This is a genomic window from Lewinella sp. JB7 (assembly GCF_024297185.1).
Classification (GTDB): domain Bacteria; phylum Bacteroidota; class Bacteroidia; order Chitinophagales; family Saprospiraceae; genus Neolewinella.
The window spans coordinates 16,513-32,028 of record NZ_JANCTD010000006.1 but is presented as its reverse complement, the minus strand read 5'-3'; the positions used below and the strand labels follow the sequence as shown (position 1 = coordinate 32,028).

Genomic DNA, 15,516 nt, shown 5'->3' with positions numbered 1-15,516 from the left:
GATAGTCTTACGATAGTTTGCGAAAGAGGGGGGGAATCAGGGATTCTGCCAGCAACTCAGTTGCTGCAACCTTACTATTCGCTCGGGGTCAATGGCCAGATAAGCCACTAGCCGCTCGGCGTCACTCGCCGACAAATGCTTGCGGGCATTCCTGAGGGCCTGACAGATTTGGCCGTTTGGTGCATTATTGATATAGAGCATATCGATGTAGTTGGCGTGGGCCTCCATCAACTCCCGGAATGTTTTCTCCTTAGCACTCCATTCCGCGACCAGTTCCGCCTGGGGAAGATCGTCCATTTGGAATAGCGCGACGGCGATGTCCCGGTAGAAAGCGTATTCATCTGGCGTTGCCGGCTTTTTAAGGAGGCTGTTCAGAGCACCAGCACTGCTGGCCTGTGTCAGCACCACGTACGAGGCATATTCTTCGGGGAAGGGCTGCGAATGCGCATCGATTTGTTTTTTGAAGTACCGCCTGCCGATGCCCTTACGCTTTCCGTTCCCCTTGTTGTACAACTGTCCCAGGCGTCGGTAGCTGTTTTTCGTGGTGGCCTTGTTTCCGGGGTAGTTGACCGCCTGTTGGTAGTTCGTACTGGCGGCCGCCGTATCGGTGGCCTCATGGTGGTAAGCCAGGGCGTAGTGAGCGTGGCCCTTTTTGCGCCCGTTCCCATCGCTGAGTATGCTGTTGTAGAGGGAGACGGCGCGGGCAATATCAGCGGTACTCCCCCCTTTTTTCAGTAACCCACGGGCGTAACCATACTTGATTTCGGAGAGGTCCGGCAGTCTTCCGTAGGCGCGGTCGAGGGTATCGATCGCAGCATCGACGCGGGCCGGGTCCCGTAGGAGCAGGTTCCCCAGTCCGAGGAAGGCTACGGCCGGACCGCCTCCCTTATTGATGGCTTGGCGGTAAGCTTGCGCCGCCCGCTGATAATTCCCCCCGGGGTCCTGAGCCACTAATACGTTGGCCCAGTTGCTCTGGGGGAGCGCCCAGTCGGGCCTGAGATACTGGGCTGCCTCGAAGGATATTCCGGCCGCGGTGTAGTTGCCCGCGAGTTCATATACGATACCCGATTCATTTACGATGTATGCCTGCGCCGGTAGCAAGCCATTGGCAGCGGTCAGGTGTTGTTCCGCCCGAACGAGCTCATCCTTCGCCCCTACGGTATCGACGTCCATCAATTGTTCGGCGGTCATGCGGGCGACTACCCCCCGGAAGTACGATTCCCAGCCGGTCATCGTATCCCGGCGTGGCCCGTCCGGCTCGGAGTCGGCAAGCGCTCGTAAGCAGTCGGCGTATTCCGTATGAACCTGAATCCGCGTATCCCCCGCACGTATGCTGAGTTCGCCCGGATCGGACCGGAGGTACCGGTTCAGGGCACCGGCGATCGCCTCGTACGAGCAGGGCGCCGCCAATCCGGTCACCGGCATCACGGGGTGCAGCGCGGTCGGCCGTGCCAGCGCCGACTCTACGCTGGCACTTCGATTCAGGCTCGTTGGCCCGATGTATAGTAGGAAAAGAGTGAGGAGTAGCGGCCACGGAAAGTACATGTTTGGGTGTTGTGTCGTTCGAGTGTGTGTCCCAAGGGGGGAATAGGAATATACGGGAATAGGTCGATTGTCCTGTTTCGGCTACGGGCTCAGTCCTCAGGGGTGGTTTCCGGCCAGTCCGGACAGTGTTTGGCGTAATAGGGTAGCAGGGATTCCTCCCGTAGCAGGGGTTCGTACAGGTCCACTTCGCGTACGTATTCGCACAGGGGGGGCAGTTCCTGGTTCTTTTTGGCTACCTGCACGGCCCTGCGCGCCGCGCGTTCCGCCGCTTTCCACTGCCCATCGACCAGCAGGATGTCGGTGAGATTTCGGTGGGCGTCCGTCAGTTGTGGATGCAACCGGGCACCCAGTTGCATGGCGATGACGGCCAGTTCGGTATTGCACTGGTACACTTCCACGGCCACCGCGGTGACGAGTTGAAAGTGTTCCGCTTCCGGCAAGTCGAGCTGGGAGAGCAGACTGGACCACTCCCGATCGGTGGTATCCAGTACGGCGGTGAAGGCGTACCCGTAGGGGGCATGGGGCGATTCGCTGATCAACCGCCTGAAAAAGTCCTTACCGCTCGCGGGTTGGTGGCGGACGTACAGCCTGGCGAGGTTGGGGTACAGATAGCCTTCCAGGCGGTGGCCGGGAACCGCCAGCGCCCTTATGTAATACGCTTCCGCCGAATCGCGGAGCTGGAGGGAATCGAAGGTGAGTCCCATGCCGAGGTAGGCTTCGGTCATGTGGGGGCGGTCGCCGATCAGGGAACGGTACACGGAAATCGCCTCTTTACGCTTCAACGGATCCCGGCGGAGAACTTCAGCCAGGTAATAGCGGGCCTCGCCGAGGGAGGGAGATACCGCAACGGCCCGGCGGAGCATTTCGGCCGCTTTATCTTGCTCGCCCATGGACTGATAGAAAATGCCGAAATTCATATAGGCCGCGCCCAGATCCGGACGCAGGGCAATGGCCCGCTGGTATCCCTGGACGATCCGGTCAAAATGAGCTTCGGGATCTACCTTTTTCAGCAGGTTGCTGAGGTTCATATGGGGGAGTGCCCAGGTGGGAGCCAGTTCCTTCGCTCGTTCGTAGGTGAGTCGTGCCAGTGAATCGCGACGCTGGAATTCCAGAATGATACCCAGCTCGTTATGCATGTAGGCCGCCTCGGGAGCCAGTGCGATGGCTTGGTGTAAATAGGTCTCCGCCTCCGACAGTAGGGAATCCGCCTCGGGGGCGAAGTTGGTCCGCAATCGGAGTACCAATCCTTCAAAGTATAGCCGCTTAGCTTCAATATTCCGGTAGCGGGGGTCCATCGTACCGAGAATCGCAGCTGCATGCTCCAAATACTTTGGGAACGCCAGGTACTTTTCGTCCAGTTGTTCCCGCTGCATAAGCTCCTCCCCGTCGGCATCCAGATAGTCCTGGATGGCTTGCTGTACCGAGTCGAGAAGGGAGACGGTGAATCGCTCATCTAGTAGTCCCCGCAGGGGCAGTAGACTCGGGTCTCCACGAAGCTTTTGGTAGTAAGACAGCGCGCAATCTTCTTCCGGTTGCATCAGTTTACCGTCTGCCAGGGCTCGCTGAAAACGGACGTAGTCGAGCTGAGCACCCCGGGAGGCCATGGCTAATTGGGCTTCCTCGAAGGTGGCTTCCACGGCTTTGCTTTTTTCTTGCAGGTATTCTTCCTGTACCTCCACTACGCCCCCGAAGAGACTCTCCCCCTTGTGGCCTCCGGCGAGCTCGGGATGTTGCTTTCGCTGGGTCTCCTCGCTCACGCGATCCTGCACGTACTGCTCGAGTTCGTACAGGTCGATTCGTCGGTCGTGGTCCGTGTCGGCCGCCCCGCTTAACCCCCGGACGAGGTAGTAGGAGAAGACGCCCCGCCCCCCGCCCCAGCGTTCCCCCTCGAAGGAGAGCTCGTAGGGCTGGCTGGAGAGCAAACGGATCTCCGTTGCCTGTGGCATCATTAGGCGGGCGGCCGTAAGCCGTCGTCCGGCCACGGCATTACCGGCCAGACTACCGGCGTGACAGGCGTCCGTAATTAAAATAGCCTGTACTCCCTTCGCGGCCAGGGCGGCCAGGTGCTCGTCCAGGAAATCGACACCGAGAGCCAGCAGGTTGTAATTGTTGTAGGGGGTGTCGTAAGCCAGCAGATAGCCGGATGACCGCAAATTGGTAGCTTCGATGTCTCCGTGGGTAGCCAGGTAAAGGTAGGCCGTGGTACCGGCCTCGGCACTGGAGAGTTGCCAGGATAAAGCGGACTCGATGGCCGCCAACGTAGCCCCAGCGTTCGTCAGGGTCTTGATCCGGTGGGAGGAGAGTTGCCCCCCCTGCTTGCTCGCTAGGAAATCAGCAAAGGCCTCGGCATCCCGGTCGGCAAAGCGTAGATCGGAGATGTTCGGATCCTCGAAGTCAGATATGCCTACGATTACCGCGCTGCCACTTCCGGCCGCTGCGGGGAGCAGGGCGGGCAGTAAGAGCAAGTATGCCCAAACGGTTACTACAACGTAACGGGGTACTGACACGGGGGCGGGTGATTAACGGGTGTGATTACCTTAATTTACCCAATAATTTACTAATCCACTGCCGGCGGTAGCGGTAGATCATACCGGGCAAGCCCTCCACGTACGGAGAAGCCTACTCTTCTGAATACAGAATCCAGTGCGTAAGTACCCCTTCCCGTAGGGAAAAAATTAACCGACTGTCCGGATAAACGAGCAGCTCGCCCCCCGCCGTGAGCTGGGAATAGGCCGGTGAGCCATACTCAGCGGTGATAGCGGACCGGTCGGCGCCCGCTGCGACTTCGAGGGCCGTCGTTCCGTCGTAACCCGGTTGGATGAAGGCGACCATCAATTCCTGCGGCTCGTCGCCGGCCGCATGCCGCAGCAAGGTCGTACGTTCGGCCGGTGGCGGGAGGACCGCTAACTGAACGGGAATTCCGCCCCGCGCCACCTGGATCCGCTGTTGGGGGGCACCCGCGCCCAGCCGGAGATCCGTCATGGTGTTGCCGGCGATTCGTTCGTCCATCACGAAGCCGGCCGCCTGCGGTCCGGAAGTTGGAGTCGGCAGCTTTCCGCTGCGTAGTACGGACAGGTTCGTCGCGGCAAGGGGGCTTTCCGCGGCGCTGGCGAAGTGACGTTCCGCGACATCCCGTTCCCCCTGCAGACCGGCCAGGATGCCGAGGATCATGCGGGCGTTGGCTGCGGTAAGGGACTGTCCCAGGCGGTTGGCCAGTCGTTCCGCTTCCCGGGCCCGGAGCGCGGCCTCCGTACGCCGGTCGCAGGCGATTTCCCGGCTCAGGCTATTCGGGCTTCCTTCCACCAAGGATGTGCTGAGCAGTGCGTGGGTGCTGGCCAGATTGAGCAGGGCGGGCGCGTAGTCGTCATCGAGCAGTCGTGCGCGCTCGAAGTGTTCGCCGGCGGTCCGGAGATAAAAGGCGCGGGTGAGGGAATCGACGGCCGGCCCGCGGGTCTGACCGGATAGCCGGGAACGCAGGTCCAGTTCCAGAGGGTATACGTAGGTAAGGCTGCTGGGCTGGAACAACGGGAGCGCCGCCCGTACGTATACCAGTCCCGCGTTGTTGTAAATCTCGCGGCTGGGGAAGATCTGTAGAAGGTAATCGAAGTACAGCGCCGCTTCCGCGTGGCGATCCAGTACGGTCAGCACGTTGGCCATATCGAAGACCGTGATCAGTTCCCGGGTCTCCCGGAAGGTGCGGTCGGCCAGTGCGATGCGTTCGCTGAGGGGGGGATAGCCGGTGAGGGTATCCGGCAGCTCGTAAATCTCGTAGAGGGACCGCAACACCCGGGGCATGACGTTTGCCGCCGGATAACCGGCCAGGTACGACAGAAACCCACCGAGGTAGTCCGCTTCGGTTTCCTGTTGGCTGGCTCCCGCGTCCCCGACCAAACCGATTGCCGTATTGTCTGCGGAATGGCCTTCGTAGTAATGAATGATCTCGTGGGCAAGCATACCGGCCAGGGCAGCCTCGGCCTCGGGGCCGAAGGAAGAGCATAAGTCGTAGGCGGCCTCCTCCAGAATTACGCGATTCCCCTCACTGCGGGCGCCGCTACGTTTGGAGGAGGTGAAGACGAAATAGGGTGCCGGTTTGCGGTTATCCCCCCGGGCAGCCACCAGCCGTTCGAATACGGCGCGGGCGGTGGCTTCCTTCTCCATGACGGTGTCCCCCGCCCCCAGGGGCAGCCAGGTGGTTATGATAACGAGAAGGAGCAGGGCGCGGCGTCTCATCGGGTACGGATTAGGTTGCGGGCCAGACTACGCTGGTTCCAGCGGCTGAGGAAGGCGGCGTAAGCGCGGCGGATAATCGGATTATTGGGTTCCTCCGCGAGCCCGTCGCGGTACGCCCGGTCGGCGGCGTAGAGATAGTCCGCTTCCTCCAGGGCCATCGCTTCGAGGAGCCGCCGCTGCGCTTCACTGGCCGTGCCCCGGTACATGGGGAGGCCGGTGACCGGCGCCAGCACTTGCGACCGGTCCCGGTCACGGTACGTAAAGTAGATGCGGGTGCCGGCCACGGCCGGGGCCTGAGCGCCGAGACGGGAGGGCCTACTGCTGGGGGCGGCGTTCGGGAACACCTCCCAGTAATACCGATGATTATCCTGCAGGTACAGGCCGGAGAGGTCCAGTAGCAGGGAAGTGTCCCGGGTGGTTGCCGTGAGCACGACCGCCTCGGTAAGGCTGTCGACCACCCGAATCCGGTAGGAGGTGGCGGCATTGTCGCCCGGCCAGGTGAAGGTGGTCGGAAGGGGAAACAGAGTACCCCCGAAGGGTAGTAGTCCGGAGAGTCCCGCGTCGCCCAGCCCGTTGATGTTTCCCTGGGCGTTGCCCTGATTTTCCTGGTACGCGCGCTCCAGGTCCTCGGCGGTACCGGATTGTTCCAGCCCCCGCCGCACGAAGTTGATGAAGCGATCGATGAATCCGGTCTCCCGGGCTTCCTCCGCGAACAAGTCGGACAGCGGGTAGCGGCCGGGCGAGGTGAGGCGTACGAACTGGTCACCGCTGATGGCCTCCAGGCTGGCATCCTCACCGAGGGAGAGCCTTCCCTGTCCGGTGAGGTAGATGCCCGTGTACACCGGGATGGACTTCCCGGACGCCCCGCCCTCGTAATCGATCTTGCCGGCGGCGTACATGACGAGGGGGACATCCTGGGGCTGACCGCACAGGAGCAGGGGCAAGAATAGCAAGATGCATACCTTATTCATGGTCGGGGGCATTGAGCAGCGGAATGCGCTTTCGGATGAAGCTTTCGTATATCATCACGATGTCGTAGGCCAGCACGAGGGCCAGAAAGCCGGTGGAGAAATCGATCTTCAGCCGAAAGTGATAAAAAAGTAAGGCCACCAGGAAGAAAAAGCAAAATAGTTCGACCAACTGCATGATCCGGGTCACTCCGTGGTAGGAATCGGGCAGCCGGTGGTAGATGGCGTGGATGACCAGTACATTGACGTACGTAAAGACGATCGCCAGCAGGGCCTCCAACCAGGGCGGCAGCTCGAAAATGTAGCGACCGTCCAGGATCATGGAGACAATGTTGGCGTGAATGACCGCTCCGTACATGTCCGGAAGGCTTCGCCCGGTGTAGGCCTCGTTTAGGGGGGTGAAGTAGCGGTCCTCGATGGGCGCGTCCGGCTGTTGGCTATCGATGAAGCCGAGGATCACGATACGGTCGCGGAAAACCGCCAGGGGCTCTTCGTCCTCGGTTTCCAGGAGCGCGCGACCGTCGACCCGGAGAAAGCGCCGGTACCCTCCCGAATAGTTGATCCGGACGGGCCGGTCGCCGTACCGCCACCGCAGCAGCCCCACCCGGTTGGGGTCGTAGGCCTCCGCCAACGCCACGCCGAAGGCCCTTTCCCGCTCCCCGGTCAGCGTCGTGATGAAGGGGTTAAATAGCCGGACCGTCCGGTCGGTCCCCGCCAGAAAGTTGGTGTAGGCACTGCGGGCCTCGCGGGTAAACAGGGAATCGGAATACACCATGCCGGGTATCCCCCTGCGTTCGTCGTCGTAGGGTGCCAGATTGGAGGCCAGAACCACCGCGGGGTTACGGGCGATCGCGGCGGCTAACAGGCTATCGCCCTCGGCGTCCTTCCGACCTGCGAAGAGGATATCTACCCCAATGACCCGGGGGGAGCGACTGCCGATGAGGTTCAGCAGCCGGGCCACCTCCGCCCGTTCGGGCCTGGCGATGTGTACGAGTACGATACGCTCCTCTCTGTCCACCCGCTCCGGATCGCGTAGCTGGGAGAAGAGAATGTCCGTTATCTCGTAGTCCCGGATCCCGTTGTTGAAGGGGTCGAAGTAGTGGATGTTGAAGGTCACCAGCCGCACCGCGCCGATGAGGGCGAATATGAGTGCCGTTATGATCAGGGCGTGTACGTGTCGGGAAGGGGCCAACGCGGGGTCCACTTAGAAGCCGTAGTCCCGGGCCAGCGACTGGTAGCCTTCACTACTCCGGAGCTCGTCGAGGTCGCCGTCTTCGGCCAGGTCCACCTCGTAATCCTCCAGCAGCCCCAGGTTCAGCGCAAATTCGAGAAATTCCAGGGCTTCCTCCCGTTCGCCCGCCAGGGCCAGGGAGCTGGCCGTCATGTAGGCGAGGTAGGCGTCGTCCGGTGCGTAGCCGAGTGCCGCGTCGAAGTGGTAGGCGGCGGCACCGGTGAAGCCTAGCTCGTAGTATACGTAGCCGAGTTCGTGGTGTACGTGGTAGGCATCCTCTTCCGTGGGCTCACTATCGAAGAAGTCGTCGATCAGCTCCTCGGCGGAAGCCCAGGCGGTATTGGCCGCGTCTTCGTCGCCGGTAGTGTAGGCCCGGTCAGCTAGTAGGCTGTACAGGGTAAACAACCCGAGGACGGATTCCCGGTCACTCAGGTCCAGATTGTCCGCCGCCGCATCCAGGTACCCGGCCGCCTCGTAGAAGGTTTCGTCGGACTGCAGGTAGTAATATCCGAGTCCGACGGCTTCGTCAAAGTTGTCGGTTTCACTCGCCGGCACCATCTCGTCGCGTTCAATTGCTTCGCGGGTGCGTTCCCGCGCCTGTTGCAGTCGTTCGTTGGCGTTGGCGTTTTCCGCCGATTTCTTACCGAAGCCCATGCCTTTGTCGCGGGTCTTGGAGCCGGATGGACTCGAACCGGTGAAGGTGCCCGAATCGCCGCTGCTACCCCCGAAGGTCGGTTGGTCGCTCTGCGCCGGCAGCAAGGTCGTACTCAACAATAGAAGGACAAGTAGATATTTCATAGTGTATGGATTGAGGGGCTTACCGGCCCAGGGTGAGTAAAAAGTCGTCCACTTCCCCTTGCCACTCGGGGTCGAGGTCGTCCAGCAGTTCCGAATAGTAGAGGAGTTCCTCGTAGAACCACTCTTCGTCCTCGGCGTAGTCGGATAGGGCGGTTTCCCAGAAGTATTCATCCGCCTGACCGTAGTGTACTTCCAGGACGTAGTCGTAAAAGGCCCGCAGCCCGGCGAGGTCCCCGTTGAAGGTAAGTTCGTCAGTGCTGCGTTCGGCCAGCGTGGCGATCAGGTAGTAGGGCAGCAGTTCCAGGGCTTCTTCCTCGTCGAGGCTCTCTTCCCAGTCCGGACTGTATTCATCTTCGTCGATGCCGGTCAGGTTTTCCGCGTCTCCCGGATAGTGGTGAGTGTCGTCGGAGTACATCGCCACCTCGTCGCGTTGGATGAGGAACTGGGCTTCCTGTTCTTTTTTCCATTCTTCCCGGACCACGCGGTCGGTACGCCGCAGAATACTCGCCCAGGAAACGGCCTGTCGGGCCTGTAGCGCTTCGGCTACCGTATTGATGAGCGCATCGATGTAGTACGATCCGATATCGTCGTTGAGGTAGGCCAGTTGCCCGGGCAGGGCGGAAGAAGCCAGGATGTGCCCTTCGTAGCGGGTAAACAGATCGAAATTCTGGTAGGCCGTTTCGTTCAGCGCGTTCAGTTCTTCTTCCCGGGACCCCAGTCGCCGCACGACCCGGTCGGCGGCGGTCGTACGGGGCTCGGCGTTACAGCTGCTGCCGATCGTAAGCGACATGCGTACCCCCTTCGCACGTAACTGTTCGTGGACTTCCTCGAGGGAATAGCCGCAGCTTTCCGGGTCGGGGGTGGTGTTGCCTCCGGCACAGTAGTACAGCAACGGCCAGCGGGGAGCCTGCACGTCTTCCAGTCCGTGGCCGGAATAAATGAAGATCACGGCATCGTCGGGCGCCACTTGAAGTCCTTCGAGGAAGGCATACACTTCTTCCGGATCGTAGTCCGGCGCGTGCATCCGTACCGTCATCCCCGTCCCGCGTTCGTGCAGCGAGCGGGCCACGAAGTCGAAGAGTTTGTGAACGTTTTCCCGGTCCTTGCGGCACCCCTGGGCGATGTCCTCTCCGGGATGCGGATTGATGGTCGTGATTACGTGCAGCGTCTGCTGCCCGGGGAGGGCACCGAGCAGTAGTATTCCCAGTAGGAGAAGGACGTATTTCATGGCGTGTTTTTCGTAGTGCATGGTTTGGGCGGGGACGCAGGAGCAAGCGGTCAATCCGACGGCAGCAATCGGGGACAGTACTCCCCGTAAATTCGTTGAAAATCGGCAATCGCGCGTACTCCGGCAAAATCAGCGTTGCTGGCAAAGCGCCGGCAGTACTCCTCCGCGCTTCCGTCGGCGACGGCGCGGCGAAGGGTTTCCCGGATGATGGTGAGGCTTTTTTTCTCCTGCCCGGTGGCCGCCAGAAAGGCGCTCAGCGTGAACCGAGCCGGCAGGTCGAACGCTCCGTTCCGCACGGCGAATCGCAGACTTTTTTCGGCTAGCCCGTAGTGTCCCTCCCAGTACAGGGAGAATCCGATCTGGGTGGCTAGTTCGTGGCTGTCCGACTCCGATAGGGGGGCACCCCGCAGTTGCCGTAGCCACTCCGTGGATTGCGTATCCGTCAGGGCCAGGTTTAAGTAGCCGTGCGGCCACTCCGGATGGCGGGAGATGAGCTGGCTGAAGTAGGTAACCGCTTCGTCCCGGCCCCGGTCGGCGGTGAGGATACGCCGCATCTGGGCGTAAGCCTCCCGGCGGTCGGGTTGCAGATCGATCGATTGCCGGGTATGGAACTCCGCGGAATCCAGTCGGCCCAGCTGCAGAAAAATGCGTCCGCACTGGAGGTGACTGTCGGCCACCAGCGCGCCGCCGTTCCGGATGATGGAAGTGAACAGTGCGCGCGCTTCTTCCCGGCCGGCGGGGCGTTCGCTGACGAGGCGCGCCAGGTTATAGCGGGCATAGGCATCGGCGGGGTTCAGCTCCATGGCCTGCCGCAGAAAGAGTTCCGCGCTGTCGAGCCGGCCGGTCTCGTAGAGGAGGTTGCCGAAATTCATGTACGCGCCGGCCAGGTCCGGTTTGAGGTCGATGGCGCGGGCGAAGTAATCGGCCGCCAGGCGGTAGTTGGCCCGGGCATCCACTTGCTTGAGGAGGATACCGAGGTTATTGTAGGGAAGGGACCAGGTAGGAGCCAGGCGGGTAGCTTCCCGGAAGCTGGCGTAGGCCGATTCCGGATCCGCTAACCGTTGGAGCAGAAGGCCGAGTTCGTTGTGGTGGTAGGCGGCCTGGGGTTCCAGGCGAACCGCCGTCAGGAGTTGTCCGTGCGCGCGGAAGTAGCTGCTGTCCGTGCCCCCCCGGCGGTCGGCTTCGAGGCGCAATACCACTCCCCGGAAGTAAGCTTCCTTGGCCCGGATGCTGGGTATGCGGGGGTCTCCCTCGCCCAGGATGGCGGCCGCGGTCGCCAGGTAGCGGGGGAAGATGCGGTACTTCTCGTCGATCCGGTCCCGGTCGGTGAGTTCCGCGGGGTCGGCATCGAGGTAGGCCACGATGGCCTGTTGCACCGAATCGAGTAGGGCGACGGTGAGCCGCTCGTCCACTAATCCCCGTATGGCGAGCAGGGCGGGTTCCGCGTAAAGCTCACGGTGGTAGGCCAGGGCGGATTGCTCTTCCGGAACGAGCAGGGCTCCCGCGCTCAGCGCCCGCCGGAAACGCAGGTAGGTCCGTTGGGCTTCCGGGGGAGCAAGGGCCAGGGTGGCCTCCTCGAAGCTGGCCTCCAGTCGTTGGGTCGACTGCCGGGCGAAATCGGGCTGGTCGGAAGCGGCTACGGTGAACAGGACCCGGTCCTTCGGCGCGCCGATCAGCTCGGGATGCTGCTGCCGCTCCGTATCCTCACTCACCCGGCTTTGTACGTAGCGTTCGAGTTCGAAAAGATCGATCTGCCGGTTGCGGTCCTCGTCGGCCGCTCCCCGGATCCCCTCCAGCAGGTGATAGGAAAACGCGCCCCGGCCGCCGCCCCAGCGTTCTCCTTCCCGCGAAAGCTCGTAGGGCTGGCACGCCAGCATACGCACCTCCTGCGCCCGGCCCTGCATGAGTTGTGCGGTGGTCAGCCGGCGGCCCGCTAAGGCATCGCCGGCCAGGGTGCCCGCATGACAGGCATCGGTGATCACTACGGGCAGGGCCTCCTTTGCGGTCAGCGCGGCCAGGTGATCGTTGAGGAAGTTGACGCTCAGGGCCAGTAGATCGTAATTGCTGCGGGGAGAGTCGTGGGCCAGTAAGTACCCACTGGTTGCCAGGTCCGCGGCCTCGACGTCGCCGTGGGTAGCCAGGTAGAGGTAGGCGGTCTGCCCGGGACCGGTCGCGCTGAGCTGCCAGCTTAGTGCCGACTGGATCGCGGCGAGCGTAGCGGAGGTATCGGTCAGTACTCTTAGCCGCTCCTGGGGCAGATTCCCGCCGGAAGCGGATTGGAGGTAAGCGGCAAACGCCCGGGCATCTTCGTCGGCAAAGCGCAGGTCGGTGATGCCGGGGTCCTGAAAATCCGCGATTCCGACAATGACGGCAGTGGCCTGCCCCCGAATAAGCAGGGGAATGAGCAGGAGGAAAGCGATGTGTAATAAGCGTACCGTCATGGTGCCGGCCGACCGGATGAGTGACTGGAAGTTACAACAATTTCCAGCAGATCAGCGGGGGGCGAGCGTGATGCGTAGGGGGCGGTGATCGGACCAGCGGGAGGGCAGACGTTCAATATCGAGGACGGCCAGGCTGGTATCCACCATGAAGTAGTCGATCCGCAGGCCGGGGAGTGGCCCGGTGAAGGTCGTGCCGAGACCTACACCCTGCTCCGACCAGGCGTCGCGCAGCCGGGGGGATAAAATATGATTGTAGGTGTACGAAGACGGAACGTCGTTGAAGTCACCGGCGAGCACCACCGGGTAGGGACTGCGTTCCACGAGCTGCCGGATCTCCTCGGCCTGGAGGGCACGGACGCGGGTGGTCCGGCCGTAGCCACGCAGCATATTGCCCAGCGTTTCGATGCGCCGGGACACTGAATTCTTGTCGCTCATGCCCGCGGTCATGCCACTGATCTGGTTGGATTCCAGGTGGGCATTGATGATGCGCAGGCGCCCCAGCTCGGAGTCTACGTCGGTGACGATGAAACCGTTGTATTCGTTCGGCGGGGTGAAGGAAGAACTGACGGGGGTGATGGCATTGCCGTAGGTAGCGATCAGGGTTCCCTCCTTCTGGTGCCGCTGGCGAAAGTTCCCCGCCTGCGTTATGGAAGGAACGTAATTCTGGGGGTACCGCATGGTGCGCACTTCCTGGAGCAACAGCACGTCGGCCCCGAATTCCCGGACGGCGTCGCGGACGCGGGTCGTATCGGCATCGGCCCCGTCAATGGAACGAAAGGCACGGGCGTTGGCGGTAACCAGCGTAAGCGTCGGAACCCCCGCGTCGACCGGTGGCGGAGTAGCGGGAAAAGCCATCAGGTGTCCGAGCAGCGGTAAGGCGGACACTGACACCGCGAAGGGGAAGAGGGCCGTGCGCCACCGAAACCTGCTTAACTGCACGATCATGAAACCGAAGGTGAGCAGCAGCAGACCCGGCAGCAGGAGGGCCACCACGGCGGGCGGCCAGAATATCTGGGGCGAGACGTAGCGGGCCATCAGACCGAAGGCGGTCACGAAGGTTACGAGGTTCCCGGTCCACAAAAAAATGGTACGCACGCGGTTCAGTTGCGGTTGCTGGCACGGAACAGAAACTCCTTTTCGTCCTTAGACAGGCTGTTGTATCCCCGCTCCTTGATCTTGTCGAGAATGGCGTCGAGCTGCTCCTGATGGGTAGCTTCCCCCTTCGTGCCGCCGTCGGTTTTGCCGGTGGTCGTGCGGGTGGCGCCCCCGGCCCGCCGCATGAAACTGGGCCGTTCCTTCGTAGCCGTCTCCTTGACCGATCGGCCGCCCCGGAAGGCGGCGCGGGGACCGCGGCGGGAATGGTCCTTACTGGGACTCAGCACGCTGTTCCAGAGGCGACCGACGCCGCCGATGACCGACTGGATCGGTTCGGTGAGGTCGGTGCCGCGTTTCAGGTACCAGGCGAACAGAAACCCCATGGTGATACCCCCGATGTGTCCGAACGCGCCCCCGGTATTGATGTCGCTGCCCAGGCTGATGACGTTCATGAGTACGACGAAAGCCACGATGTATTTGAGCCGGACGTTGCCCAGCAGAAATAGCCGGATACTGTAGTCGGGGGCGAACACGCCGGTGGACACGAGGATACACATCACCGCGGCACTGGCACCGAATGCATAGTGCTCGACACTGCCGTCACCGCCGAAGCCGGTCAGGTTAGCCGCGGCGAAGAAGAAGGCCGCCCCCGCCAGCCCGCCCAGGAAGTACAGCGGCAACACCCGCCGGTCGCCCAGCAGATCGCCGAAGATGCGGCCGAACCAGAACAGGAAGAGCATATTCCAGAGGATGTGCCAGAATCCCTCATGCAGAAACATGTGGGTGATCACCGACCAGGGATGGGTGAGCATGTGCCAACCCGAGTTCGAGATCGCCAGGAAGTTGCGAATGTCGAGGTAAAGGTTCGGGGTTTCCCACCCGTTGAATACGCGAAGAAAGACCCACGCCAGATTGATGAACAGGTAAATGGCCGCATTCACGATGATGATGCGGCTGATCATGTTGCCATAATCGAACTCCCGGCGGATGTCGTCCCAGATGGATTGTAGCATAGTTGGCGGTGGTCTACCAGTAAAACGTTTTTCGGCGGAAAAGATTTACCCCGCCCCGGACAAAGCCCTACAAACTACGAATTTAGGTCGGCTTACCGCGGTACGCCCCGGTCCCACCGCCGTGCGCCCGCCGGTGGCTCGGTCTTGTACCAGTAGAACGCCAGAATGCCGCCGGCAACGGCCCCCCCGAGGTGGGCGAAGTGCGCAATGGGGTCCCAGCTATATTCCATGATCCCGAGGAATAGATCGACGGCCAGCAGGACGGGCACGAAGTAGCGGGCCTTAATGGGAATCGGCAGGAAGATGAGCATCAACTTGAAGTCCGGGTACAGAATGGCAAAGGCCGCCACCACGCCGTAGAGGGCCCCGGAAGCACCGACCATGGGGATGCTGGCCTTGAAGTCGATGTATTCCTGCATCATACCCACGCCGTCGCGGAGGGTCTGGGCGGGATCTCCCTTGGCCAGGACGATGTCGTTCTGAATATTCGCGACGACCGTACTGACGCGGGTGCCGTCGTCCATCGAGAGACCTTTCGTGTCGATGCGCCCGAAGAAGTCGTTGAAGTTGGCCAGCGTCGGATCCTGCTGGAAGTTGAGCAGAATATCCTGTAGCCGTTCGAGCTGAAACCAGGTGTAGCCGAAGTGTAGTGCGACGGCTCCGGCGGCGGCAACCAAATACAGTATCAGGAACCGCTTACTCCCGTACCGAGCCTCGAGCAAGGGCCCGAACATGACCAGCCCGAACATATTGAAGAAAATATGGGTCAGCCCGCCATGAACGAAGAAGTGGCTCACCAATTGCACGGGGTGGAAGCGATCGCTGGTCGGGTAGTGAAGCGCCAGAAAATCGGCCAGCTCACCGGTATCGACTCCCAGGTACGGAAGCACGAAAAGTATGGCGAAGACCCCTACGTTGATGATGAGGAGATTCTTAACAATGGGGGTCAGGGGTGGCATTCGGGCGA

General features: G+C 61.6%; 11 protein-coding genes. All 11 read right to left on the bottom strand.

Going from position 1 to position 15,516, the window contains the following annotated elements:
* Positions 1-36: 36 nt before the first annotated feature.
* Complete coding sequence (locus NMA52_RS11815; RefSeq protein WP_254827874.1) at positions 37-1,545, bottom strand: hypothetical protein; 1,509 nt, start codon at positions 1,543-1,545, stop codon at positions 37-39.
* A gap of 89 nt (positions 1,546-1,634) precedes the next feature.
* A complete protein-coding gene (locus NMA52_RS11810) occupies positions 1,635-4,010 on the bottom strand; it encodes a caspase family protein (RefSeq protein WP_254827873.1) in 2,376 nt (791 codons plus the stop codon).
* 154 nt (positions 4,011-4,164) lie between these two features.
* The gene (locus tag NMA52_RS11805) at positions 4,165-5,775 is read right to left on the bottom strand and encodes a hypothetical protein (RefSeq protein WP_254827872.1); all 1,611 of its coding nucleotides are present in this window, start codon (positions 5,773-5,775) and stop codon (positions 4,165-4,167) included.
* On the bottom strand, positions 5,772-6,746 hold the full coding sequence (locus tag NMA52_RS11800) for a hypothetical protein (RefSeq protein WP_254827871.1): 975 nt from the start codon (positions 6,744-6,746) through the stop codon (positions 5,772-5,774). The genes NMA52_RS11805 and NMA52_RS11800 overlap by 4 nt, the downstream gene beginning before the upstream one ends.
* Positions 6,739-7,935 (bottom strand): CHASE2 domain-containing protein, encoded by a 1,197-nt coding sequence (locus NMA52_RS11795; RefSeq protein WP_254827870.1) that lies wholly within the window; start codon positions 7,933-7,935, stop codon positions 6,739-6,741. Before NMA52_RS11795 ends, NMA52_RS11800 begins: the two co-directional genes overlap by 8 nt.
* A 12-nt stretch (positions 7,936-7,947) precedes the next feature.
* Complete coding sequence (locus tag NMA52_RS11790; protein ID WP_254827869.1) at positions 7,948-8,772, bottom strand: hypothetical protein; 825 nt, start codon at positions 8,770-8,772, stop codon at positions 7,948-7,950.
* 19 nt (positions 8,773-8,791) lie between these two features.
* Entirely contained in the window at positions 8,792-10,000 is a 1,209-nt protein-coding gene (locus tag NMA52_RS11785; protein WP_254827868.1) for a caspase family protein, read from the bottom strand.
* Between the two features lie 50 nt (positions 10,001-10,050).
* Positions 10,051-12,441 carry a caspase family protein gene (locus NMA52_RS11780; RefSeq protein WP_254827867.1) on the bottom strand — a complete coding sequence of 797 codons (2,391 nt, stop codon included), beginning with the start codon at positions 12,439-12,441 and terminating at the stop codon, positions 10,051-10,053.
* A 51-nt stretch (positions 12,442-12,492) separates the two neighbouring features.
* On the bottom strand, positions 12,493-13,536 hold the full coding sequence (locus NMA52_RS11775; protein WP_254827866.1) for an endonuclease/exonuclease/phosphatase family protein: 1,044 nt from the start codon (positions 13,534-13,536) through the stop codon (positions 12,493-12,495).
* 5 nt (positions 13,537-13,541) lie between these two features.
* A complete protein-coding gene (locus tag NMA52_RS11770) occupies positions 13,542-14,549 on the bottom strand; it encodes a rhomboid family intramembrane serine protease (protein ID WP_254827865.1) in 1,008 nt (335 codons plus the stop codon).
* A gap of 92 nt (positions 14,550-14,641) precedes the next feature.
* Positions 14,642-15,508, bottom strand: coding sequence for a rhomboid family intramembrane serine protease (locus NMA52_RS11765; RefSeq protein ID WP_254827864.1), 867 nt, complete (start codon positions 15,506-15,508; stop codon positions 14,642-14,644).
* Positions 15,509-15,516 lie beyond the last annotated feature (8 nt).

Bases quoted from the DNA above. Each gene is read 5' to 3' on its own strand.
- NMA52_RS11815 (WP_254827874.1), bottom strand. From the start codon at position 1,545: ATGTACTTTCCGTGGCCGCTACTCCTCACTCTTTTCCTACTATACATC.
- NMA52_RS11805 (WP_254827872.1), bottom strand. From the start codon at position 5,775: ATGAGACGCCGCGCCCTGCTCCTTCTCGTTATCATAACCACCTGGCTG.
- NMA52_RS11800 (WP_254827871.1), bottom strand. From the start codon at position 6,746: ATGAATAAGGTATGCATCTTGCTATTCTTGCCCCTGCTCCTGTGCGGT.
- NMA52_RS11790 (WP_254827869.1), bottom strand. From the start codon at position 8,772: ATGAAATATCTACTTGTCCTTCTATTGTTGAGTACGACCTTGCTGCCG.
- NMA52_RS11785 (WP_254827868.1), bottom strand. From the start codon at position 10,000: ATGAAATACGTCCTTCTCCTACTGGGAATACTACTGCTCGGTGCCCTC.
- NMA52_RS11780 (WP_254827867.1), bottom strand. From the start codon at position 12,441: ATGACGGTACGCTTATTACACATCGCTTTCCTCCTGCTCATTCCCCTG.
- NMA52_RS11770 (WP_254827865.1), bottom strand. From the start codon at position 14,549: ATGCTACAATCCATCTGGGACGACATCCGCCGGGAGTTCGATTATGGC.
- NMA52_RS11765 (WP_254827864.1), bottom strand. From the start codon at position 15,508: ATGCCACCCCTGACCCCCATTGTTAAGAATCTCCTCATCATCAACGTA.